General features: G+C 69.4%; 20 protein-coding genes. 6 read left to right on the top strand and 14 right to left on the bottom strand.

Features of this window, described 5'->3' with window-relative positions:
* Nucleotides 1–8: 8 nt before the first annotated feature.
* The 6 genes from MUG78_RS08665 to MUG78_RS08640 form a co-directional block, all read right to left on the bottom strand.
* Entirely contained in the window at nucleotides 9–1,190 is a 1,182-nt protein-coding gene (locus MUG78_RS08665) for a lipid-transfer protein (protein ID WP_246993897.1), read from the bottom strand.
* A complete protein-coding gene (locus MUG78_RS08660) occupies nucleotides 1,187–1,603 on the bottom strand; it encodes a MaoC family dehydratase (protein WP_246993895.1) in 417 nt (138 codons plus the stop codon). Before MUG78_RS08660 ends, MUG78_RS08665 begins: the two co-directional genes overlap by 4 nt.
* A complete protein-coding gene (locus MUG78_RS08655; RefSeq protein WP_281499810.1) occupies nucleotides 1,600–2,571 on the bottom strand; it encodes a bifunctional MaoC family dehydratase N-terminal/OB-fold nucleic acid binding domain-containing protein in 972 nt (323 codons plus the stop codon). The genes MUG78_RS08660 and MUG78_RS08655 overlap by 4 nt, the downstream gene beginning before the upstream one ends.
* A gap of 5 nt (nucleotides 2,572–2,576) precedes the next feature.
* Nucleotides 2,577–3,737: an acyl-CoA dehydrogenase family protein gene (locus MUG78_RS08650; protein ID WP_246993891.1), complete on the bottom strand. Its 1,161-nt coding sequence runs from the start codon at nucleotides 3,735–3,737 to the stop codon at nucleotides 2,577–2,579.
* The gene (locus MUG78_RS08645) at nucleotides 3,728–4,792 is read right to left on the bottom strand and encodes an acyl-CoA dehydrogenase family protein (protein ID WP_246993889.1); all 1,065 of its coding nucleotides are present in this window, start codon (nucleotides 4,790–4,792) and stop codon (nucleotides 3,728–3,730) included. The genes MUG78_RS08650 and MUG78_RS08645 overlap by 10 nt, the downstream gene beginning before the upstream one ends.
* Nucleotides 4,793–4,867: 75 nt before the next feature.
* The gene (locus MUG78_RS08640; protein ID WP_246993887.1) at nucleotides 4,868–7,015 is read right to left on the bottom strand and encodes an acyl-CoA dehydrogenase family protein; all 2,148 of its coding nucleotides are present in this window, start codon (nucleotides 7,013–7,015) and stop codon (nucleotides 4,868–4,870) included.
* Between the two features lie 143 nt (nucleotides 7,016–7,158).
* Between MUG78_RS08640 and kstR the strand changes: the two genes are divergently transcribed.
* The gene (gene kstR / locus MUG78_RS08635; protein ID WP_246993885.1) at nucleotides 7,159–7,815 is read left to right on the top strand and encodes a cholesterol catabolism transcriptional regulator KstR; all 657 of its coding nucleotides are present in this window, start codon (nucleotides 7,159–7,161) and stop codon (nucleotides 7,813–7,815) included.
* 40 nt (nucleotides 7,816–7,855) lie between these two features.
* Here the strand turns inward: kstR and MUG78_RS08630 are convergent, their stop codons facing one another.
* The 3 genes from MUG78_RS08630 to MUG78_RS08620 all read right to left on the bottom strand — a co-directional run bounded on the left by MUG78_RS08630 (nucleotide 7,856) and on the right by MUG78_RS08620 (nucleotide 12,712).
* Nucleotides 7,856–8,887: an alpha/beta hydrolase gene (locus MUG78_RS08630; protein ID WP_246993883.1), complete on the bottom strand. Its 1,032-nt coding sequence runs from the start codon at nucleotides 8,885–8,887 to the stop codon at nucleotides 7,856–7,858.
* 64 nt (nucleotides 8,888–8,951) lie between these two features.
* A complete protein-coding gene (locus MUG78_RS08625; RefSeq protein WP_246993881.1) occupies nucleotides 8,952–9,542 on the bottom strand; it encodes a hypothetical protein in 591 nt (196 codons plus the stop codon).
* Between the two features lie 626 nt (nucleotides 9,543–10,168).
* Nucleotides 10,169–12,712, bottom strand: a complete 2,544-nt coding sequence (locus tag MUG78_RS08620) for an ATP-dependent Clp protease ATP-binding subunit (RefSeq protein ID WP_246993879.1) — start codon at nucleotides 12,710–12,712, stop codon at nucleotides 10,169–10,171.
* A 223-nt stretch (nucleotides 12,713–12,935) separates the two neighbouring features.
* Here MUG78_RS08620 and MUG78_RS08615 point away from each other — a divergent pair, with 223 nt between their 5' ends.
* On the top strand, nucleotides 12,936–14,228 hold the full coding sequence (locus MUG78_RS08615; protein ID WP_246993877.1) for an outer membrane protein assembly factor BamB family protein: 1,293 nt from the start codon (nucleotides 12,936–12,938) through the stop codon (nucleotides 14,226–14,228).
* On the opposite strand, the gene MUG78_RS08610 is transcribed toward MUG78_RS08615, so the two are convergent.
* The 4 genes from MUG78_RS08610 to MUG78_RS08595 form a co-directional block, all read right to left on the bottom strand.
* Nucleotides 14,206–15,492: a M18 family aminopeptidase gene (locus tag MUG78_RS08610; protein ID WP_246993875.1), complete on the bottom strand. Its 1,287-nt coding sequence runs from the start codon at nucleotides 15,490–15,492 to the stop codon at nucleotides 14,206–14,208. The two genes, MUG78_RS08615 and MUG78_RS08610, sit on opposite strands and share 23 nt — an antisense overlap.
* An 11-nt stretch (nucleotides 15,493–15,503) precedes the next feature.
* Nucleotides 15,504–16,184 (bottom strand): phosphoribosylformylglycinamidine synthase subunit PurQ, encoded by a 681-nt coding sequence (gene purQ, locus MUG78_RS08605; protein ID WP_246993873.1) that lies wholly within the window; start codon nucleotides 16,182–16,184, stop codon nucleotides 15,504–15,506.
* Nucleotides 16,185–16,189: 5 nt separating this feature from the next.
* On the bottom strand, nucleotides 16,190–16,429 hold the full coding sequence (gene purS / locus MUG78_RS08600) for a phosphoribosylformylglycinamidine synthase subunit PurS (RefSeq protein ID WP_246993871.1): 240 nt from the start codon (nucleotides 16,427–16,429) through the stop codon (nucleotides 16,190–16,192).
* Between the two features lie 64 nt (nucleotides 16,430–16,493).
* The gene (locus MUG78_RS08595) at nucleotides 16,494–16,988 is read right to left on the bottom strand and encodes a glutathione peroxidase (protein ID WP_246993869.1); all 495 of its coding nucleotides are present in this window, start codon (nucleotides 16,986–16,988) and stop codon (nucleotides 16,494–16,496) included.
* Between the two features lie 83 nt (nucleotides 16,989–17,071).
* On the opposite strand from MUG78_RS08595, the gene MUG78_RS08590 reads away from it, so the two are divergent.
* Nucleotides 17,072–17,539 (top strand): MarR family winged helix-turn-helix transcriptional regulator, encoded by a 468-nt coding sequence (locus MUG78_RS08590; RefSeq protein ID WP_246993867.1) that lies wholly within the window; start codon nucleotides 17,072–17,074, stop codon nucleotides 17,537–17,539.
* Nucleotides 17,540–17,573: 34 nt separating this feature from the next.
* The gene (locus tag MUG78_RS08585; protein ID WP_246993865.1) at nucleotides 17,574–19,103 is read left to right on the top strand and encodes a DHA2 family efflux MFS transporter permease subunit; all 1,530 of its coding nucleotides are present in this window, start codon (nucleotides 17,574–17,576) and stop codon (nucleotides 19,101–19,103) included.
* Between the two features lie 19 nt (nucleotides 19,104–19,122).
* On the opposite strand, the gene MUG78_RS08580 is transcribed toward MUG78_RS08585, so the two are convergent.
* A complete protein-coding gene (locus MUG78_RS08580; protein WP_372493168.1) occupies nucleotides 19,123–19,953 on the bottom strand; it encodes an alpha/beta fold hydrolase in 831 nt (276 codons plus the stop codon).
* A gap of 64 nt (nucleotides 19,954–20,017) precedes the next feature.
* On the opposite strand from MUG78_RS08580, the gene MUG78_RS08575 reads away from it, so the two are divergent.
* Together MUG78_RS08575 and MUG78_RS08570 are read left to right on the top strand one after the other, a co-directional pair.
* Entirely contained in the window at nucleotides 20,018–20,323 is a 306-nt protein-coding gene (locus MUG78_RS08575; RefSeq protein ID WP_246993863.1) for an antibiotic biosynthesis monooxygenase family protein, read from the top strand.
* A gap of 59 nt (nucleotides 20,324–20,382) precedes the next feature.
* Complete coding sequence (locus tag MUG78_RS08570; protein ID WP_246993861.1) at nucleotides 20,383–21,843, top strand: aldehyde dehydrogenase; 1,461 nt, start codon at nucleotides 20,383–20,385, stop codon at nucleotides 21,841–21,843.
* Nucleotides 21,844–21,990 lie beyond the last annotated feature (147 nt).

The raw sequence follows: 21,990 nt of genomic DNA, 5'->3' as shown, positions 1-21,990 counted from the left end.
GTGTGGGGCTAGTCGACGGTCAGGATCAGGCCGGAGGTCGGCACGCCGGTACCGGCGGTGACCAGGGCGGCGGACGCGCCGTCGACCTGATTCACCGAGTCGCCACGCAACTGCCGGACCGCCTCGGTGATGCCGTTCATGCCGTGGATGTAGGCCTCGCCGAGCTGTCCGCCGTGCGTGTTCAGCGGCAGTCGTCCACCCACTTCGAGGGCGCCCGGTTCGCGGACGAAGTCCTTGGCCTCACCGCGTCCGCAGAAGCCGAGTTCTTCGAGCTGCATCAGCGTGTACGGGGTGAAGTGGTCGTACAGGATCGCCAGGTCGACGTCGGACGGGCTCATGCCCGCTTGCGCCCATAGCTGCCGGCCCACCAGACCCATCTCTTCCAGCCCGGCGAGTTCGTCGCGGTAGTAGCTGGTCATGATGAACTGGTCGCGGCCGCTGCCCGACGCGGCGCCGGCGATGGTCACCGGACGCTTCGCCAGATCCTTGGCGCGTTCCGGGGAGACCACGACGACGGCCACGCCGCCGTCGGACTCCTGGCAGCAGTCGAGCAGGTGCAGCGGCTCAGCGATGTACCGGCTGGCCTGGTGATCGGCCAGGGTGATCGGCTTGCCGTAGAAGAACGCGTTCGGGTTGACGGCCGCGTGCTTGCGGTCGACGACGGCGATCCGGCCGAAGTCCTCGCTAGTGGCGCCGTACTCGTGCATGTACCGCTGCGCCACCATCGCGACGAAGGCGGCAGGCGTCGACAGGCCGTGCGGGTACGAGAAGGCGTTGTCGGTGCCCGACGAGTTCTCCTGGTTGGCGACGGCCGAGTTCACCTGACCGAAACGCAGCCCGGACCGCTCGTTGAACGCGCGGTAGGCCACGGCCACCTCGCACACACCGGTCGCGACGGCCATCGCGGCCTGCTGCACGGTGGAGCAGGCGGCGCCGCCGCCGTAGTGGATGCGGGAGAAGTACTTGAGCTCCGGAATCCCGACGGCGCGGGCCACCGCGATCTCGGCGTTGGTGTCCATCGTGAAGGTCACCAGACCGTCGACGTCGGCGGGCGTGAGCCCCGCGTCGGCGAGCGCGGCGTTGACCGCCTCGGCCGCCAGCCGCAGCTCACTGCGACCGGAGTCCTTGGAGAAGTCGGTCGCGCCGATTCCGGCGATGGCCGCCTTGCCGGACAGAGTGCGATCGCTCATCGGTCCCCCTCCCGGGAGAAGGTGACCGTCGAGATCACGTGCTTGCCAAGGGAATTGGTGCCGGTCACCGCCACGGTGACGACGTCGCCGTCGAGGTCGGTGACCTCGCCGGTGAAGGTCAGGCTGTCGTAGGCGTACCAGGGCACACCGAGCTTGAGCTTGATGGAGCCGATCCGCGCGCGCGGGCCGGCCCAGTCGGTGACGAAGCGCTCCACCAGACCGGTGTCGGTGAGGATGTTGACGAAGATGTCCTTGGACCCCTTCGCGTGCGCCAGATCCCGATCGTGGTGGACGTCCTGGAAGTCCCGGGTGGCCAGCGCCGTGGCGACGACGAAGGTCGGCGTCGCGTCAATGGTCAACGGCGGCAAGACATCTCCCACGGAGATCCGGCCGGTGTGGATGGTGTCGGTCATCGCGCACTCCATGCGTACAGGGTCCAGGCCGGGGCATCGTCGGTGGCGTCGAAGTCGAGGAACTCCACCTGCACCGGCATGCCGATCTTCACCTCGGCCGGGTCCACGCCGCGCAGCTCACCGAGCATGCGCACGCCCTCGTCGAGCTCGACGAGCGCCACCACGAAGGGCAGCGCACGACCGGGCACCTTGGGCGCGTGGTGGACCACGAAGCTGAAGACAGTGCCGGTGCCGGCCGCGACCACGTAGTCGGTGCCGGGGTACTGGCCGTCGGCGCCGCGGGGCTTCCAGGTGGCCGGGATCGGCGGATGGTGCAGCGAGCCGTCCTCGAGCTGCTGGATGCGCAGCTCGTGGGCGCCCACGCCTTCCCAGAAGAACGCGGTGTCGCGGGAGACCGACGGGCGCAGCAGCTTCGCGGGCTCGAGGCCCTCCGGCGCCGCGGGCTTCGCCGGTGCGGCCGAGCCGGGCCGGAACTTGAGGATCCGGAACTCCATCACGGCGACCACTTCGTCGCCGACGGACCAGGTGTTGCGGGTGGTGAAGAACCAGCCCTCGCCCAGTGCCGTCTGCTTCGGTCCGGTCACGTCGATGAGCTCGGCCGAGAGCGTCACTTCTTCGCCGGGCCGGGTGTACCGGTGGTAGACGGTGTCGCAGTTGGTGGCCACCACCGAGGTGTAGCCGGCCTCGTCGAACAGTTCGGTGGCCCGACCCAGCGGGTCGTCGGCGGCGCGCACACCGTGCAGGCCGCGCATGGTCCACACCTGCGCCATCGCCGGCGGTGCGACGATGCCGGGGTGCCCTGCGGCGCGGGCGGCCTCGTCGTCGACGTAGATCGGGTTCGCGTCGCCCATCGCCTCGACCCAGTTGTGGATCATCGGCTGGTTGATCGGGTCGCGCCCGCGCAGCGGGGCGCTGGCCCCGGCCGCTTTCAGGTCGGCGGCGGCTGCGCGGATCTGGTCGTGGTCCATCCCGGTCACCTCTTGTTCCGCGGCAGGCCCAGGCCGGCCGTCGCGATCAGGTCGCGCATCACTTCGTTGACGCCGCCACCGAAGGTGATGACCACGTTGCGCTTGGCCTGCAGGTCGAGCCACTCCACGAATGCCGCGGTCGCCGGGTCGGTGAAGTCGCCGTAGGCACCGACCACGTCGTCGATCAGGCGGTAGATCACCTGGAGGCGTTCGGTGGCGAAGACCTTGGTGGCCGACGCATCGGCCATCGAGACCTCACCCGAAGCGGACACCTGCCAGTTGAGGAGTTCGTTGAGCCGCTCGTACGCGCCGATCTGCGCGACGACGCGCCGCACGGCCTGCTGCTCGATCACCGGGGCCCCGTCGTAGGTCGCGGTCGACGCCCATTCGCGCATGCGGTCGCCGAGTCCGCCGATGCGGCCGGCCGGCCCCAACATGACGCGCTCGTGGTTGAGCTGGGTGGTGATCAGTTTCCAGCCGCCACCCTCTTCGCCCACCATCATCGACGCCGGAACCCGGACGTCGTTGTAGTAGGTGGCGTTGACGTGGTGCGCACCGTCGGCGGTGATGATCGGCGTCCACGAGAACCCCGGATCGGTGGTGTCGACGATCAGGATCGAGATGCCCTTGTGCTTGGGCGCGTCCGGATCGGTACGCACCGCCAGCCAGATGTAGTCGGCGTCGTGGCCGCCGGTGGTAAAGATCTTCTGGCCGTTCACCACGTACTCGTCGCCCTCGCGGACGGCGCGGGTGGTCAGCGAGGCCAGGTCGGTGCCGGCGTCGGGCTCGGTGTAGCCGATCGCGAAGTGCACGTCGCCGGACAGGATGGCCGGCAGGAACTTGTCCTTCTGCTCCTGCGTGCCGTACTGCTGCAGCGTCGGCCCGACGGTCTGCAGGGTCACCGAAGGCAGCGGCACATCGGCGCGGACGGCCTCGTTGGTGAAGAGCTGCTGCTCGAACTCGCCGAAGCCCTTGCCGCCGTATTCGGCCGGCCAGCCGACGCCGAGACGGTCGTCGGCGCCCATCTGCTTGATGATGCCGCGGTAGGCCTCGCCGTGCCGCTCGGTGCGCATGGTGACTTCGTCGTCGGCGCTGATCAGCCCGGTGAAGTACTCCCGCAGTTCGTCGCGCAGCGCCCGCTGCGCGTCGGTCATGTCTAGGAACATGCCGCCTCCTCGACGGTGACGTCGGCGAGCACGTCGAGCGCGCCGGTCGAACCGCCGACCACGCGCGCCAGGTCCTTGGCGAGCGAGAAGTAGCGGTGCAGGGGATAGGTGATGTCGACGCCGATCCCGCCGTGCAGGTGCGTCATGGTGCGCAGCGCGCTCGGCAGTTCCGCCGCCACCCAGTAATCGGCGGTCGCCAGATCGGCGGCGGCGTCGAGCTCGTTGGACAGACGCCACGCCACCGAGGTGGCGATCAAGTCGAGCGTGCGGGAGACCACGTAGATGTCGGCCAGCTGCTGCCCCACCGCCTGGAAGGCGGCGATCGGCTTGCCGAACTGTTCGCGGACGGTCACGTGTTCGGCCGTCATCGCCATGGCTCCGGCGAGGAGACCGGCGGAGTACGCGGCCAGCAGCGCGCGGTAGTCCGCGGCGAGCAGCTCCGCGCCGTCGTGCACGTCGTCGGCGGTCACGGCGACCTCGTCGAAGGTCACGGTGAACTCGGCCGCCCCCGAGGAGGTCGGGGTCTTGGTCAGAGTGACGCCGGCGGCCTGCGGATCGACCAGGACCACCCCGTCGGCGGTCACGACGAGCAGCGCCGCGGCGCCCTCCGCGAAGGCGACGCCGGTCTTGACGCCGGTCAGCACGCTCGCGTCACCGTCGGCGCGCAGCGTGATGCGCGACGGCGCACCGAGTGCCTGCCCGCGTTCGGCGACGGCGACGGCGTACCAGCCTTCTTCGGTGGCGACGCGCTCGGCGGCCGCCGGATGCTGCCCGAGCCACGCGGTGGCGGCGAGCGTTCCGACCAGCGGCGTCACCGCTGCGGCACGGCCCGCACTGGTGGCGAGCGGCGCCAGCGCGTCCAGCGGCAGGTCGTCACCGCCCAGTGCCTCGGGCAGCGCGAGCACGGTGAGCCCGGCGCCGGTGAACGCCTCCCACGCCGCCCGGTCGAAACCGTCAGCGTCGAACTTGTCGGTCCAGTCTGGGGCCAATCGGCCCACTACCTCTTGCGTCGCCTCGGCTACTGCCGCTGCCGCCGCTTCCAGGGTGAAGTCCACCCGTTCCTCCGTTCAAACCATCCGCGCACAAAACAAGAACACGTTCCATATTAGAACAGGTTCTACTTCATCGGGTCATCCCCGGGGCAAACCCAGAATCCGCTCGGCGGCCGCCGTCTTCAGGATCTGCGTGGTGCCGCCGGCGATCGACAGGCACCGGTTCAGCAGGAAGAGCTCGCTGGCCTCCCCCGGCACCAGCGCGGCCGGCCCCAGCAGGTCGAGCGCGAACTCCGGCACCGACTGGCGGTGCACCACGCCGATCAGCTTGCGCACGCTCGAGGTGGCACCCGGATCGGTGCCCGACAGACGCTGGGTGAGGGCTCGCGCGTCGAGCACGCGCCCGATGTGCGCGTCGGCGATCAGGCCGCCGAGGGTCTCCGCCGACCGCTCCGACAGCACGGTCTGATCGGCGTCGAGCTGGCGCAGCAGGGCGTCGACCTCCTTGCCCAGGCCGGCACCGCCCATCGCGACGCGCTCGTTGGAGAGCGTGGTGCGCGCGAGCCGCCAGCCGTTGTTCACCTCGCCCACCACGTCGGCATCGGGCACGAAGACGCTGTCGAGGAAGACCTCGTTGAACAGCGCGCGCCCGGTCATCTCGCGCAACGGCCGCACGTCGAGGCCGGCGGCGGCCATGTCGACCAGGAAGTAGGTGATGCCCTTGTGCTTGGGCGCCTGCGCGTCGGTACGCGCCAGGCAGACGGCCCACTGGGCGTCGTGCGCCTGCGAGGTCCAGATCTTCTGACCGGTCAGCTCCCAGCCGCCGTCCACCCGGACCGCCTTGGTGCGCAGCGATGCCAGGTCGCTGCCGGCCTCGGGCTCGCTGAACAGCTGGCACCAGGTGATGTCGCCGGCCAGCGTCGACGCGATGAAGCGCTCGCGCTGCTCGTCGGTGCCGTGCTCCAGGATCGTCGGCAGCGCCCACCCGGCGATCACCAGGTCCGGGCGACGGACGCCGACGCGATCGAGTTCGGCGTCGATCAGCAACTGCAGGGCGGGATCGGCGGACAGCCCGAACGGCGCGTCCCAGTGCGGCATCAGCAGACCGGTGCGGGCCAGCTCGGAACGCCAGGACGCCTCACCCGCTGCGGCCACCTCGGCGGCCAGCGCGGCGATCTCCGGCCGACGGGATTCGACGTCGGCCAGGTCGACAGCGAACTCGCGACGCGCGCCGGCCCGACCCAGCTCGCCGAGGGCGAGCTTGGCGGGGGTGCCACTGTCGAGCTGTGCGCGCACGGCCAGCGCCGACCGCAGGTAGAGGTGCGCCTCGTGCTCGAAGGTAAAGCCGATGCCGCCGAGGATCTGGATCGCATCCTTGGCGTTGGCCACCGACAGATCGGCGGTCAGCGCCGCCGTCGCCAGCGCGCTCAGCCGCACCTGGTCCGCGTCGCGATCGTCGAGTGCGGTCGCCAGATCCCACGACGCCGCAGCCAGCTGCTCGGCGCGGCACAGCATGTCCGCGCAGATGTGCTTGATGGCCTGGAACGAACCGATGGGCGCACCGAACTGGGTGCGCACCTTCGCGTAGTCCACCGCCAGGTCGAGCGTGCGGCGGGCGACGCCCGCCTGGTACGCCGCGAGCGCGCCGATCAGCAGCGCGTGCAGGCGGTCACCGTCGTCCACCGAGATCACCGAGCCGGTGTCCACGCCCTCGAGAATCACGTGCACGGGCGCCACGGTGCCGTCGACGGTCTTACCGACCTCGGCGCTGCGCACCCGCACGCCGCCTGCCGACGGGTCGAGGACGCACCAACCACCGGTCAGGTCCAGCGGCGCGAGAATCACGGCGTCGTCGACGAACCCGGGCACCGCCCCCAGGTCGGCCACCCCGTCGGTGACGGTCAGCGGCGCACCCGCGGCCACCGCGAACGCCGGAATCACCGCCGGGCGCTCACCGAACATCAGCGCCTCGGCCACCGGCAGACCCTGCTCGGCGAGCGCAGCGGCAGCCGCGGCCGTCGCCGCCAGCGGACCGGGCACCAGCTCCACGCCGCTCGCCGACAGCATGGCCGCGGTATCGGCGAAGGTGCCGCCGGCACCGCCGTGCTCCTCCGACACGCCAGCAGCGAAAACACCGAGATCGGCGATCTGCGCCCACAGCGGACGCCACGACGCCGTAGGCTTGTCGACATCGGCGCGCACCAGCTCGCGCACGTCACGCGCCTGGGCCCAGCCCGAAATGGCCTCGATCACGGCCTGCTGCTCAAGGGTGGTGGCGATTGTCACGGCAGTTCCTTCGTTTCGCGCTTGTGACCAACAATTAGAACCTGTTCTACTTAGATAGGGTGTACACCAATACCTAGGGCGGTGCCAACCGCCCCCACACACACACACACACACACGGTCCCAGCGAGTGAAGGATTGCCTGCATGGCAGCATCAGTTTCCGGCGACGCCGACACGACGACCCCGGCACCCCCGGTCGTCGCGCCGACCTCAGGCGCGGAGGTCGGCTCCGCGGCACAGCGGGAACGGCGACGGCGCATTCTGGACTCGACGCTGGCGCTGGCCTCCAAGGGCGGTTACGACGCCGTGCAGATGCGTGCCGTCGCCGACAAGGCCGAAGTGGCCGTCGGCACCCTGTATCGCTATTTCCCGTCGAAGGTGCATCTGCTGGTCACCGCGCTCTCCCGGGAACTCGAACGCGTGGAGGGCCGCGTCGATCGGACCGCCCTGCCGGGTGACACCCCGATCGAGCGGCTCAGCAACGTACTCGACATGATCACTTACGCCATGCAGCGCGATCCCCTGCTGACCGAGGCCATGACCCGCGCCTTCATGTTCGCCGACGCCTCCGCGGCCGGCGAAGTGGATCGCGTCGCCACCACCATCGACCGCTTGCTGGCCGGGGCGATGATGGATCCCGACCGGGAATCCGGCCAGCCGACCGAGTACGAGCTCGCCGTGGCCCGCGTGATCTCGGACGTGTGGATGTCGAACCTGGTGCAGTGGCTCACCCGCCGGGCCTCGGCCACCGACGTGACCAACCGGATGGCGCAGACCGTCCGCCTGCTGCTCGACCGCTGACCCGACAGCCGCGGCGCAACCCTCCCGTTGCGGGTTGAGGTCAGCGGCGCTGCAGATCGGCCGCGATCGACGGCCAGGTGCGGTGCAGGTCGGACTCCCAGTACCCCCACGAATGCGTACCGGTGGGACGCTGGATCAGCGTCGTGTCGACCCGGGCGCGGGCCAGCGCCTCGCCCATCTGCTGCGTGCAGGTGAAGACGGTGGCCTCGATGGCCCCGCCGAGCAGCATCTGATCGGCCAAAACCAGCGGATCGCCCTGGATGAGGCGGGTGCCCAGTCGGTCGTACTCGCCCGGCAGCCCGGTCCCGGTGGTCAGATAGACCTTGGTGCCGCGCAGCTTGTCGGCCTGGAAGTACGGATCGTTGGCGCGCCAGCCGGGACCGTCGAGCGACCCCCACATGTTGGTGACGTCGGCACCGCCGCGGTCCTCGACGACCGTGCGGATGTACGCCTGGCCCAGCGGGTCACTGGTGCGCGCACATCCGCTGTAGGCCGCCACCGAGCGGTACAGCTCGGGAGCCGCGATGGCCAGGTTCAGCACCGAGGTGCCGGCCATCGAGATACCGGCGACCGCGTTCGCGCCGGTGGTGCCCAGCTCCCGGTTCAGCAGCGGCGGCAGTTCGCGCGTCAGGAAGGTCTGCCACTTGTTGCGGCCCAGCACCGGATCGTCGCGCTGCCAGTCGGTGTAGTACGAGAACGCACCACCGATCGGGGTCACCACGTTCACGTGCTTATCGGCGAAGAACTTCGTGTAGTCGGTCTTCGCCGCCCAGCTGGCATCGTCCTCGCCGCCGCCCGCACCGTTCAGCAGGTACAGCACGGGCGCAGGCTTCGCGGTGTCGCGCGGGCGCAAGACCGTCAGCGGGATGTTCCGGTCCATTGCGGCCGAGTAGACCACGATCGTCTCCTGCTGCGGCGCAGGAGCATGCGTCCCGACGATCCGCGACGATCCCTCGGCAGTCTGCGGTGCGGACACCGACGGCTCCGGCGACTGCGGATCGGCGGCGGCCACCCCCGGCACCACCAGCAGCACCGCTGCCGCCGCAACCGCACTCCGGATCACCGCACGCATACAAGACTCCTGTCACATCAGTAACAACGGTCCCAAGAATAACAGGGCGGTGTCCCGGTGCCAGTTACGCGACCCGAGGCCGCCGCACGCTCACCGCACCGGCCACCAGGCCGAGCACCGCACCGATCAACACCAGCCAGAGCCCCACACCCGCCGCGAAATCGCCCGACGCACTGTCGCCGATCGACCCGGATGTGACCGCGGCCAGCGGATCGGTGAAGAAGACGATCACCGCGAGCAAGGCGGCGAGCGCCACCAGCGAGACCAGGAACGCGCTCGCACCGGCGAGCCGCTGGACCAGCAGCCCCACCGCACCGACCGCGATGAGCGCCCCGAAGACCACCGTCCAGATGCCCGGCATCCGGGTGTGTTCCTCCCCCTCGGACGCCTCCTGATCGAGATAGGCCCCATCGAGTTGCGGGAAGCTCGGCGGCGCATCGGCCACCTCGAGATCGAGCGACACCGAGCCCATGCCGCTGATCGTGGCCGAGGTGGTCACCGTCATGGGCACCTCCTCGAACTCCTCCGCCGACGTCTGGCTGGCCGACGCCCAGGTCAGGAAGCTGCCGACGATCAGCAGGGCCGCCGCGGCGAGAGCGACGAGGCCACCGAACATGCGGCGGCGCGAGTAACGAACAGCGGGGCGGTCGCTCATGGGCAGAATCGTCGCACATTCACCGGCGATGCCGACGGGCCCGGCAGAAACTCTGCCGGGCCCGCCGAGACGCATCACCTGCGCGCTGAATCGAGTCGCACGGAATCGATCCTCAGAGAGAGGGCGGGAATCCACCCTGCTGCGGACCGAAGCCACCCTGAGGAGAAGGGAAGCCACCCCGCTGGGGGAATCCGCCCCGTTACGGGTAGCCGCCCGGACCGGTGGGGAACGCGGGTCCGGTGTTCGTCGGAGAATGTGTCGCTCGCCGCCGCCCACGTCAGGAAACTACCGATCACCAGTAGCAGCGCCGCGATCGCCGCGGCCACGCCGACGATCAGACGACGGCGGGACTCCGGGCCGACGAACGCGAGCAGCGCCTCGCTTTCCGCTGACGCCGGCAGCGTACCGCCGGGCATCGGCTGCTGCGGCGGTTGAGCGCCGAACGGATTCGGGCCGGGGTGCGGTCACGGAGGCGGGCCAAATGTCATGCGATTGATCCCCCACTGTTGTCAGCGCAACGATTGCGCTCCGGTCCGATCGTCGCATAACGCCCGCCCCGCGATGCCGAAGGGCCCGGCAGAAACTGCCGGGCCCTTCGGATACTGCTGTGGTCAGCGCTGCGGACTCTAGCCCGCTTCGCCCTCTGCCGCTTCGGTCAGCTCGGCGGGCACGTCGGGCACCTCGCGCGGACGCGGCGTGCCGGAGAAGACGAACTTGGCGCCGTCGTCGTCGCCTTCGCCGTCCCAGCCCTCGACGTCGATCAGGATGATCTGACCGGCGCCGATCTCGTTGAAGAGGATCTTCTCCGAGAGCTGGTCCTCGATCTCGCGCTGAATGGTGCGACGCAGCGGTCGCGCACCCAGCACCGGATCAAAGCCCCGCTTGGCGAGCAGGTTCTTGGCCTTCTCGGTGAGCTCGAGGTCCATGTCCTTGGCCTTGAGCTGCTGCTCCACGCGGCCGATCATCAGGTCGACCATCTTGATGATCTCGTCCTGCGTCAGCTGGTGGAACACGATGACATCGTCGATACGGTTCAGGAACTCCGGGCGGAAGTGCTTCTTCAGCTCGTCGTTGACCTTCTGCTTCATCCGCTCGTAGTTCGAGCCGGTGCCGTCGTCCTTGCTGAAGCCCATACCCACGGCCTTGGAGATGTCCCGGGTTCCGAGGTTCGACGTGAAGATCAGCACCGTGTTCTTGAAGTCCACCGTGCGGCCCTGACCGTCGGTCAGGCGGCCGTCTTCGAGCACCTGCAACAGCGTGTTGTAGATGTCCGAGTGGGCCTTCTCGATCTCGTCGAACAGAACCACCGAGAACGGCTTGCGCCGCACCTTCTCGGTGAGCTGGCCGCCCTCGTCGTAGCCGACGTAGCCCGGAGGGGCACCGAACAGCCGCGTCGCGGTGAAGCGGTCGTGGAACTCGCCCATGTCGATCTGGATGAGCGCGTCGTCCTCGCCGAACAGGAAGTTGGCCAGCGCCTTGGACAGCTCGGTCTTACCGACACCGGACGGGCCGGCGAAGATGAACGAGCCCGACGGACGCTTGGGGTCCTTCAGACCGGCACGCGTACGACGGATCGCCCGCGAGACCGCCTTGACGGCGTCCTCCTGGCCGATGATCCGCTTGTGCAGCTCGTCTTCCATGCGCAGGAGGCGGGTGGTCTCCTCCTCGGTGAGCTTGAAGACCGGGATACCGGTCCAGTTGCCCAGCACCTCGGCGATCTCTTCGTCGTCGACCTCGGCCACGACGTCCAGGTCGCCCGCACGCCACTGCTTCTCGCGCTCGGCGCGCTCGGAGATCAGCTGCTTCTCCTTGTCGCGCAGGCTCGCAGCCTTCTCGAAGTCCTGCGCGTCGATCGCCGACTCCTTCTCCTTACGCGCGTCGGCGATGCGATCGTCGAACTCGCGCAGGTCTGGCGGAGCGGTCATCCGGCGGATACGCATGCGCGCGCCCGCCTCGTCGATCAGGTCGATCGCCTTGTCCGGCAGGAACCGGTCGTTGATGTACCGGTCGGCCAGCGTTGCAGCGGCGGCCAGCGCCCCGTCGGTGATGGACACCTTGTGGTGCTGTTCGTAGCGGTCGCGCAGACCCTTGAGGATCTCGATGGTGTGCTCCACCGACGGCTCGCCGACCTGCACCGGCTGGAAACGACGCTCCAGCGCGGCGTCCTTCTCGATGTACTTGCGGTACTCGTCGAGCGTGGTGGCGCCGATGGTCTGCAGCTCACCGCGAGCCAGCTTCGGCTTCAGGATCGACGCGGCGTCGATCGCACCTTCGGCGGCACCGGCACCGACCAGCTGGTGGAGCTCGTCGATGAACAGGATGATGTCGCCGCGGGTGTTGATCTCCTTGAGGACCTTCTTCAGTCGCTCTTCGAAGTCACCGCGGTAGCGGCTGCCGGCGACCAGCGAACCCAGGTCCAAGCTGTAGAGCTGCTTGTCCTTGAGGGTCTCCGGCACGTTGCCGGCGACGATCGCCTGCGCGAGGCCTTCGACGACGGCCGTCTTGCCGACGCCCGGCTCACCGATCAGCACCGGGTTGTTCTTGGTGCGGCGGGACAGCACCTGCATGACCCGCTCGATCTCCTTCTCGCGCCCGATCACCGGGTCGAGCTTGCCCTCGCCGGCGGCCGCGGTCAGGTTGCGACCGAACTGATCCAGGACGAGCGACGTGGACGGCGTGCCCGCATCGCCGGACGACCGGCCACCGGTGCCTGCGGCCTCGGGCTCCTTGCCCTGGTAGCCGGACAGCAGCTGGATGACCTGCTGGCGCACGCTGTTGAGGTCGGCGCCCAGCTTCACCAGGACCTGGGCGGCGACGCCCTCGCCCTCGCGGATCAGGCCGAGCAGGATGTGCTCGGTGCCGATGTAGTTGTGGCCCAGCTGCAGCGCTTCGCGCAGGCTCAGCTCGAGGACCTTCTTGGCCCGCGGGGTGAAGGGGATGTGACCGGACGGCGCCTGCTGGCCCTGTCCGATGATCTCCTCCACCTGGCTGCGGACGGCCTCCAGCGAGATGCCCAGCGACTCGAGAGCCTTGGCCGCGACACCCTCACCCTCGTGGATCAAACCCAGAAGGATGTGTTCGGTGCCGATGTAGTTGTGATTGAGCATCCGCGCTTCTTCTTGCGCCAGGACGACGACCCGGCGCGCGCGGTCGGTGAACCGTTCGAACATTGTTCTCCTTGTGTTGCTGGCCCCGGCAGCGAGCCATCTGCCTCCACTGTAGTGGTCATCACCCCGGTCGCCGCGGCGAGATCACCGGGGACGACCGTCGCAGCTCGCTTCGGTGGGTCTGTGATCTCCAACGCTGCACGCCCGGGCGATGTTCCCGACCGCGTACGCCCTGAGCGAACGACACTCAAGCTGCGGCCCCGAAGGGCCGTGAAAGACTGAACCCATGTCGCGTTCGGACTATTCCTCCCGCCGTCGGCCCGGTATCGCCGCGGTCGGCATCCTCGGTTCCCTGCTGCTGGTGGTGATCGCGGGCGCCGTCCTGTGGGGCCCGACCGAGCAGGATCATCGAGGCGACGACGGCCTGCTGCGCGACTACTCCGCCGCACCCGAGACGGCATGGACCGTCGACGATCAGTCGCTGCCGGGCTACACCGGCTCCGGCCCGATCACCGTCGCCGATCAGCGCGGCGCCGACTGGTTGCTGTCGTACCCGTCGGGCCTGGGACGGTCCTTCACGCTCGTCGACGGGGTGACCGGCGACCAACGGTGGACGACGCCGGTCCGCGCCGGGCTCGGCGACTGCGCGCTGACCGGGGACCGCCGCGTCGGCTGCGCGGTGAAGCTCGGCGACCGCCCGAACGGCTTCTACCTGATCGACGACGAGGGCACCCCGCAGGAGGCCGGCCCGCTCGACGACACCGTGCAGGTCACCGCGGTCGGCAACGACTTCCTGCGGATCAACCAGTTCGGCAGGCAGGTCACCCTGCGCACCCCGGCCGGGGATGCCCGCTGGGAACGCGGCTTCGCCTCCGCCGCGAAAGCCACCGTGAACGGCGGCCTGCTGGTGGTGACGACCGCCGACGGACGCGGCTTCGTGCTGGACCCGACCACCGGCGCCGACCTGCTCGCGTGCGAGCAGTGTGACGTCCGGGTGTACGAGAGCGGCGTGCTGACCGTGAGCAACGGCCCCGACGGACGTCAGGTGCAGGTCTATCCGCGCACCGACCGCAGCGTCGCCGCCACCCCGGTGCGCACCGCGCGCAGCATGACCGTGGTCAGCGGCGACTCGGTGCTGCCCGTCCTGGCCGGCACCGGGGCGGCCGCGATGATGGAGGATTCCGGACACTACGAGGTGATCGACCCGGCCACCGGCAAGGGTCTGTGGCAGATCGCCGACCCGGAACTGTCCAAGAGCAACACCCGCGCCTGTGGCGACATCGTCGCCTTCGCGCGCAAGGACCGGTCGCGCCGCTTCTTCGACCTGCGCGACGGCGCCGCGCTCGGCTCGATGGCACCGCCCTCGATCACCGACCCCGAGCACAATCTGGACCTGCTGCGCTGCGTGGGATCATCGGGGTCGACGCTGCTCATGGCGAGCCGGGCCACTCTCACCGCCTACGACGCCGCGGCCGGCACCATCGCCTGGGACCGCGAGATCAACGGCACCGCCGCCGCGGTGAACGGCTACGTGGTGCTGACGCAGGGCACCGAGCTCAGCGTGCTCCGCCCCGGGTGAGGAAGGCCTGCAGCGCGGCCGAGTACATCGGCACATCGGCGGCCGCCATGAGCTCGCGGGCGCTGTGCATGGCCAGCTGCGGGGCCCCGACGTCGACCGTCTTCAAGCCGGTGCGCGCCGCGGTGAGCGGTCCGATGGTGGAGCCGCACGGCAGATCGGCGCGGTGCACGTAGCGCTGCAGCGGAACGCCCGCGGCCCGGCAAGCCAGCGCGAACTCGGCCTCGCCGGTCGCATCGGAGGCGTAGCGCAGATTCTGGTTCACCTTCAGCACCGGTCCGCCGCCGAGGTCGATGCGGTGGCCGGGCTCGTGCCGATCCGGGTAGTTCGGGTGGGTGCCGTGCGCCATGTCGCCGGAGACGTGGAAGCTCGCGGCCATCAGCCGCAGGAAGTCGTCCCGGGTGCCGCCGAGTCCGCCGATCAGGCGTTCGCAGACGGTTACCAGGAAGTCCGACGCCGCGCCGCGTTCAGAGCCGGAGCCGACCTCTTCGTGGTCGAAGAGCGCCAGCATCGCGGTGCTCTCATCCTGGACGGTGTCACCCGGCGCGGCGTCGAGCAGCGCGCGCAATCCTGCGTAGCAGGTCCCCTGGTTGTCCAGCCGCGGCGCACTGAGCAGGTCGCGGTCGGTGCCGATCAGCTGCGACGGCGCTAGGTCATGGGTCATCAGTTCCCAACCGAGGACGCTGCCCGGGGTCAGCCCGGCGCGTTCGGTGAGCCACTCCAGGAGCGGCCGGGCCTCTCCGATTCCGCGGATCGCGTCGACGTGCCGCTGCGGATCCAGCTGCACGCCCTTGCGGTCCTCGGACAGGTGGATCGCCAGCTGCGGCACGCGCAGCACCGGCTCGTCAATCAGGACCAACGCGTGGGCCACCCCGCCGTCGTGGGCGTAGGCCAGCCGACCGGACAGACCGAGGTCGCGATCGAGCCAGGAGTTGAGCCACGCGCCGCCGTACGGCTCCAGCGCCACCGTTGCCAGACCGGCGCTGGACCGGTCCGGATGCTGCTTGACCCGCAGGTTGGGGCTGTCGGTATGACCGCCGACGATGCGCAACGGCGCGAGTTCGCAGCCATTCCACGCGATGATCGACCCGCCGCGGATCACGTAGCGGCGCCCGGCCACCCGGCCGTCCCAGGGGTCGGTCTCGAGCAGCTGCTCGTAACCGGCCGCGTCGAGTTCGGCGGCGACGGTGGCGCAGACGTGGAAGGGCGACGGCGACGCGTCGATGAAGGCGCCGAGTCCCTCGGCGCCGGCAGAGGTGGCGATCATCGCTGGTGGTGTCAGACGCTCGCGAGCACCGAGTCGATGGCCGAGTAGAACAGCCCGAGGCCGTCGTCGCTCGGTCCGGTCAGCGCCTCGATGGCGTGCTCGGGGTGCGGCATGAGGCCCACGACGCGCCCGTTCTCGCTGGAGATGCCCGCGATATCGAGCTGGCTGCCGTTCGGGTTGTCGCCCGCGTAGGTGAAGACGATGCGACCCTCGCCCTGCAGTTCGGCGAGCGTGCGCTCGTCAGCCTGGTAGCGACCCTCACCCGACTTCAGCGGGATCAGGATCTCGGCACCGGCCTCGTACCGGGTGGTCCACGCCGAGGAATTGTTCTCCACGCGCAGCCACTGATCGCGGCAGATGAAGTGCAGACCCTCGTTCCGGGTCAGGGCGCCCGGCAGCAGTCCGGCCTCGCAGAGGATCTGGAAGCCGTTGCAGATGCCCAACACCGGCATGCCGCCGCGGGCCGCGTCGACCACCGACTGCATCACCGGCGCGAAGCTGGCGATGGCGCCGCAGCGCAGGTAGTCGCCGTAAGAGAAGCCGCCCGGGACGACGACGGCGTCGACGCCCTGCAGGTCGGCGTCGCCGTGCCACAGGCTGACGGCCTCGGCACCGGCGAGCCGCACGGCGCGAGCCGCGTCGACATCGTCGAGCGTGCCGGGGAAGGTGATGACTCCGATACGCGCGCTCATCGTCGTCACTCCGAGATACGGGTGACGGAGAAGTTCTCGATCACCGTGTTGGTGAGCACTTCTTCGGCGATGCGCTCCAGCGTGGCGTCGTCGACCGAGTCGTCGACCTCCAGCTCGAAACGCTTCCCCTGCCGGACGTCAGTGACGCCGGAGAATCCGAGGCGCCCGAGGGCACCGACGATCGCCTGTCCCTGCGGGTCCAGGATCTCGGCCTTGGGCATCACATCGACCACTACACGCGCCATCTGGGCACCGCTCCTCACAGCTCGTACGACGACGTTCACTGTACCGGCATGGACCGGCCGACGACTAAAGCGCCGCTTCGACCGCCGCGATCACCTCGGGCGCATCGGGTTCGGTGCGCGGACGGAAGCGGCCCAGGACCTGCCCGTCGGCACCGACGAGGAACTTCTCGAAGTTCCACTGGATGTCGCCGGCCTCGCCGTCGGCGTCGGCCGCGCGGGTGAGTTCGGCGTACAGCGGGTGCCGGTCGTCACCGTTCACATCGGCCTTGGCCAGCAGCGGGAAGGTGACCCCGTAGGTCACCGAGCAGAAGGTGGCGATCTCGTCGGCGGTGCCGGGCTCCTGCCCCATGAACTGATTGCACGGCATGCCGACCACGGTGAGACCGCGGTCGCCGTAGGTGCGCGCCAGTTCCTCGAGCTTGGCGTACTGCGGGGTGAGGCCGCACTTGGAGGCGACGTTGACGATCAGCAACGGGCCCGGGAAGTCGGCCAGCGCGAGCGCCGAGCCGTCCAGGGCGGTGACCGGAATGTCCTTGATGCCGTGCGTGTTCTGCGTCATGGTGCACAAGCCTAGCCGCGAAGTGAGCAAGCTCACCATTGGTTGTGTTGCAGCAATAGTTGCGCCTGCGTAACCATATCCGGGTGTCTGCACCCGCCACCTCCGCCGTCGAAGCGACCGCCACCGCCGTGGCGGACTTCATCGACCGACTGCTGAGCGCTGCGCAACTGACCGCCGTCGAGGCCGTCGCCGCCACCGAACTCACCGTGTCCCAGCTGCGCATGCTGTTCGTCCTGGCCCGCGGCAAGGCCTGCCCGGTCCACGAGGTGGCCGACGAGGTGGGCCTGTCGCTCCCGGCGGCCGGCCGCGCCGCCGATCGCCTGGTGGCCCTCGGCTTCGTGGACCGCCGCGAGGACGCCCAGGACCGCCGCGTGAAGCGCCTGTCCCTCACCGGCTCCGGTCACGACCTGCTGACCGAGCAGTTCCGAGTGCACAGCCATTCCGTGCGGGCACCGCTGCAGGCGATCCCCGACGATGTCCGCGACCGGCTGCACCAGGCCGTGGCCGCGGCCGCCGCCTACCTGCCGCCGCCGCTGGTCCACCACGCCTGACCCGCTTCACCCCCTTCGACGTTAAGGAATCCCCATGTCCCAGGCCTCCCCGGCCGTCGCGCCCGACAAGTTGGGTCGCGATGTCTTCATCGTGGCCGGTGTCGTGGTTCTCGGCGCCATCATGTCCATTCTGGACGTCACCGTCGTGGCGGTGGCGCAGCTGCCGTTCATGCAAGAGTTCAACGTGGACAATCCGGCCACCGTCGCCTGGACGATGACCGGCTACACGTTGGCGCTGGCCGCGGTGATTCCCACCGCGGGCTGGGCCGCCTCCCGGTTCGGCACGCGCAACGTCTACATCGCCTCGCTGGTGCTGTTCCTGCTCGGCTCGCTGCTGTGCGCGCTGTCGACCAACATCGGCATGCTGGTGGCCTTCCGCATGATTCAGGGTCTCGGCGGCGGTCTGCTCATGCCGATCGGCATGATGATCATGACCCGCGCGGCCGGACCCGACCGGGTCGGTTCGGTGATGGCCATCCTCGGTATCCCGATGCTGCTGGGCCCGATCGCCGGCCCGATTCTGGGCGGCTGGCTGATCGACATCGCCTCCTGGCACTGGATCTTCCTGATCAACATCCCGCTCGGCCTGATCGCCCTGGTCTACGCCTGGATGGTGCTGCCCACCGACGACAAGAACCCGGGCCGCAAGCTCGACATCGTCGGCCTCTTGCTGCTGTCGCCGGGCCTGGCGCTGTTCCTGTTCGGCGTGTCGTCGTCGGCCGAGGAGGGCACGTTCAACGCCCCGCGCGTCTATGTCTCGATGATCGTCGGCGGCCTGCTGATCCTGGCCTTCGTGTTCTGGGCCCTGCGCGCCAAGTACCCGCTGCTGGACCTGCGCCTGTTCCGCAACCGCACGCTCACCGTCTCGGTGATCACCATGGCCTTCTTCGCCGTCGCCTTCTTCGGCTCGGGCCTGCTGTACCCGCAGTACTTCCAGATGGTCGGAGAGAAGAGCCCGATGATGGCCGGCCTGCTGCTGGCCCCGCAGGGCATCGGCGCCATGCTGACCATGCCGATCGCCGGCAAGCTCACCGACAAGATGGGCCCGGGCAAGTTCGTCCTCGGCGGCCTGGTGCTGATCCTCATCGGTGTCGCGATGTTCATCGCGGTGGGCCCGCAGCCCAACTACGTGTACCTGTGCAGCGCCCTGTTCATCCAGGGTCTGGGCATGGGCATGACCATGATGCCGATCATGTCCGCCGCCCTCGCCTCGCTGCGCGGCGACGACGTGAGCGACGGTTCCACCATGCTGAACGCCCTGCAGCAGACCGCCGCGTCGATCGGCACCGCCGTGATCACGGTGATCTTCACCGGCCTGCTGCTGGCCGACACCCGCGGCATCCTGATGTCCATCGGCATGCCGGGCGTCAACCTGCCGGAGCCGGTCATCGAGGCCGCCAAGGTCGACGCGGCCAACGGCTTCAGCACCACCTTCCTGGTGGCCGCTGTCCTGGTGGCCTGCTGCTTCATCCCGGCGTTCTTCCTGCCCCGCCGGAAGGTCTCCGATTTGGTGACCGAGGACGTGGATCTCGACGCCCCGGCGACGCCGGTGCTGCCGCACTGATCGGCGCCGCGCCGAGGTCCTAGACGGGACCGACGCGCGACAGGAAAGCCTCGACGGCGCCCCGGAACACTTCCGGGGCGTCGTCGTGTATGAGGTGTCCGGCCCCGGGCACCGTCAGATGAGTGGCGAGCCGATTGCGCTCGGCCATCTGCCGCATCTGACCGGCGGGCGCCACCGAGTACTCGGCCTCCAGCAGCAACGACGGCACGCTCACCGCCTCCCACTGCGTCCAGAAGTCGCGGCCGCCCCACTCCTCGGCGATGGCCGCCCAGACCGGGATCGAGCCGTGCAGTCGTCCGTCGTCGAAGGCCTCGTAGAAGTACCGACCGGCGACCGGACCGAAGTGCGCGACCGCCTCGTCGAGGCCGGCGAACCGCTCGGGCCAGCTCTCGAACCACGGCGCCCAGGTGCCGGTGGTCTGCCCGCGGAAGTCCGGAGCCATGTCCTCCACCACCAGCGCGCCCACCAACTCGGGGTAGGCAGCCGCCGTACACCAGGCGTGCAGGCCGCCCATCGAATGGCCGATCAGCGCCACCGGGCCGCGGTCGATCCAGGTGAGCACCTCGGCGACGTCGGCGACGAAACGCTCGGTCGACATCTCCTCGGCCGTCGGCGTGCCGACGCGGTCGGCGCCCTGATGGAAGGCGGCGTCGTAGGTGAAGACCCGGCCGTACCGGCGCAGCCAGGGAATCTGTCGACGCCAGGTGGCGCCCCGACCCATCAGCCCGTGCAGCAGCACGATGGCGCCGAAGCCCTGCTCGAAACCGGCCCGCTCGTCGCCGCCGTGGTCGAGCAGACCGCGTAAGTCGTACTGGCCGCCATGACCCGGCAGACCGGGAGTCTCATCCACGGGATGACACCTTAGTCGCCGCGCGGCCCCGGACGCCGGTAGTCGCGCCGCGTACCCTGCAGTCATGGCAATTGTGAAAATCAACGCGATCAGTGTCCCCGCCGAGCACGGCGCCGAGCTCGAGAAGCGCTTCGCCGGGCGCGCGGGCGTCGTCGAGCAGGCACCCGGCTTCCTCGGCTTCCAGCTGCTGCGCCCCACCAAGGGCGACGACCGGTATTTCGTGGTGACCCAGTGGGCCGACGAGGAGAGCTTCCAGGCGTGGGCCGGCGGCGACGCCCGCGCCGCGCACTCCGGCGATCGCAAGCCGGTGGCCACCGGTGCTGACCTGCTGGAGTTCGATGTGGTGCTCGACGTGAGCCCCAAGTCCTGACCCTGCACTAGAACGTGTTCTAGTATCGGGGGAGACATCCCCCGATACCAGGAGCACGCATGTCCGTCATCACCCCCATCAAGACCGATCAGCTGTATCTCGGCGGTCGCTGGGTGGCACCGCATTCCGCTGAGCGCCTCGAAGTCTTCTCCCCCGCCACCGGTGAGCTCATCGGCAGCGTTCCCAGCGCCGATGCCACGGACGTGGACACCGCCGTGCGCGCGGCCCGCGAGGCCTTCGACTCCGGCGTCTGGCGCAACACCCCGCCGGCCGAGCGCGCCGCCGTGATCCGCCGCGCCGCCGACCTGATCAACGAGCGTTCGGCAGAAATCTGCGCGCTGATCTCCGCCGAAATGGGTGCCACCCCCGGCGACGTCGCCACCCTGCAGCAGCTGGCCGGCACCGGCGTCCTCGCCGGGTACGCCGACGCCGCCGAGGCCTACGAGTGGGAAGAGAAGCGCACCGGCCTGTTCGGCGAGACCCTGGTGGTCCGCGAGCCGGTCGGCGTGGTCGGCGCGATCATCGCGTGGAACGTGCCGCTGTTCCTGCTGTGCAACAAGTTCGGTCCGGCCCTGGCCGCCGGCTGCTCGGTGGTCCTCAAGCCCGCACCCGAGACCCCGATCAACGCCAACGTCCTCGCCGAGCTGTTCACCGAGGCCGGCGTGCCCGAGGGTGTCATCTCCGTGGTGCCCGGCGGCATCGCCACCGGCCAGGCCCTCGTGGAGCACCCCGAGGTCGACAAGATCACCTTTACCGGCTCCACCGCCGCCGGTCGCGCCATCGCCGCGCGCTGCGGTGAGAACCTGAAGCGCTGCTCGCTGGAGCTGGGCGGCAAGTCCGCGGCCATCGTCCTCGACGACGTCGACATCGCCGCCGCCGCTCCCATGCTGGTCTTCTCCGGCATCCTGAACTCCGGCCAGGCGTGCGTCGCGCAGACCCGCGTCCTGGTGCCGCGTTCGCGCCACGACGAGATCGTCGCCGCCATGGTCGACGTCGCCGCCACCTTCACCCCGGGCCTGCCCGAGGACTCGGAGACCAAGATCGGTCCGCTGATCAACGACCGGCAGCACCAGAAGGTCACCGACTACATCGCCAAGGGCAAGGCCGAGGGCGCCACCGCCGTCCTCGAGGTGGCCGCACCGGCCATCGGCACCGAGAACTGGGTGGGCCCGACCATCTTCACCGGCGTCACCAACGACATGACGATCGCCCGCGAGGAGATCTTCGGCCCGGTCATCAGCGTCATCGCCTACGACGACGTCGACGAGGCCATCGCCATCGCCAACGACTCCGACTACGGTCTGGCCGGTTCGGTGTGGAGCGCCGACGTGCCGGGTGCCATCGAGATCGCCAAGCAGGTCCGCACCGGCACCATGGGCATCAACTGGTACGCCATCGACCCGTCGTCGCCGTTCGGTGGCTACAAGGCCTCGGGCATCGGCCGCGAGAACGGTCGCGAGGGCCTGGAGTCGTACCTGGAGCACAAGTCGATCCTGATGCCGATGGGCTACTCGTCCTAAGCGGTCTCACCGACACCGAAGGGGGTCGACGGCGTCTGACGCCGTCGACCCCCTTCGCGTTTCTCCATCGTTGCCCCCCCGTGCAGTCACCCGCGGGACCCTCCGCACAGTTTTATGTCCGCGGAGGCACCTCTGAGGTGCCTCCGC

The sequence above is a fragment of the Gordonia alkaliphila genome (genome assembly GCF_023017165.1).
Classification (GTDB): domain Bacteria; phylum Actinomycetota; class Actinomycetes; order Mycobacteriales; family Mycobacteriaceae; genus Gordonia; species Gordonia alkaliphila.
This window is presented reverse-complemented; position numbering and strand designations above follow the sequence as displayed.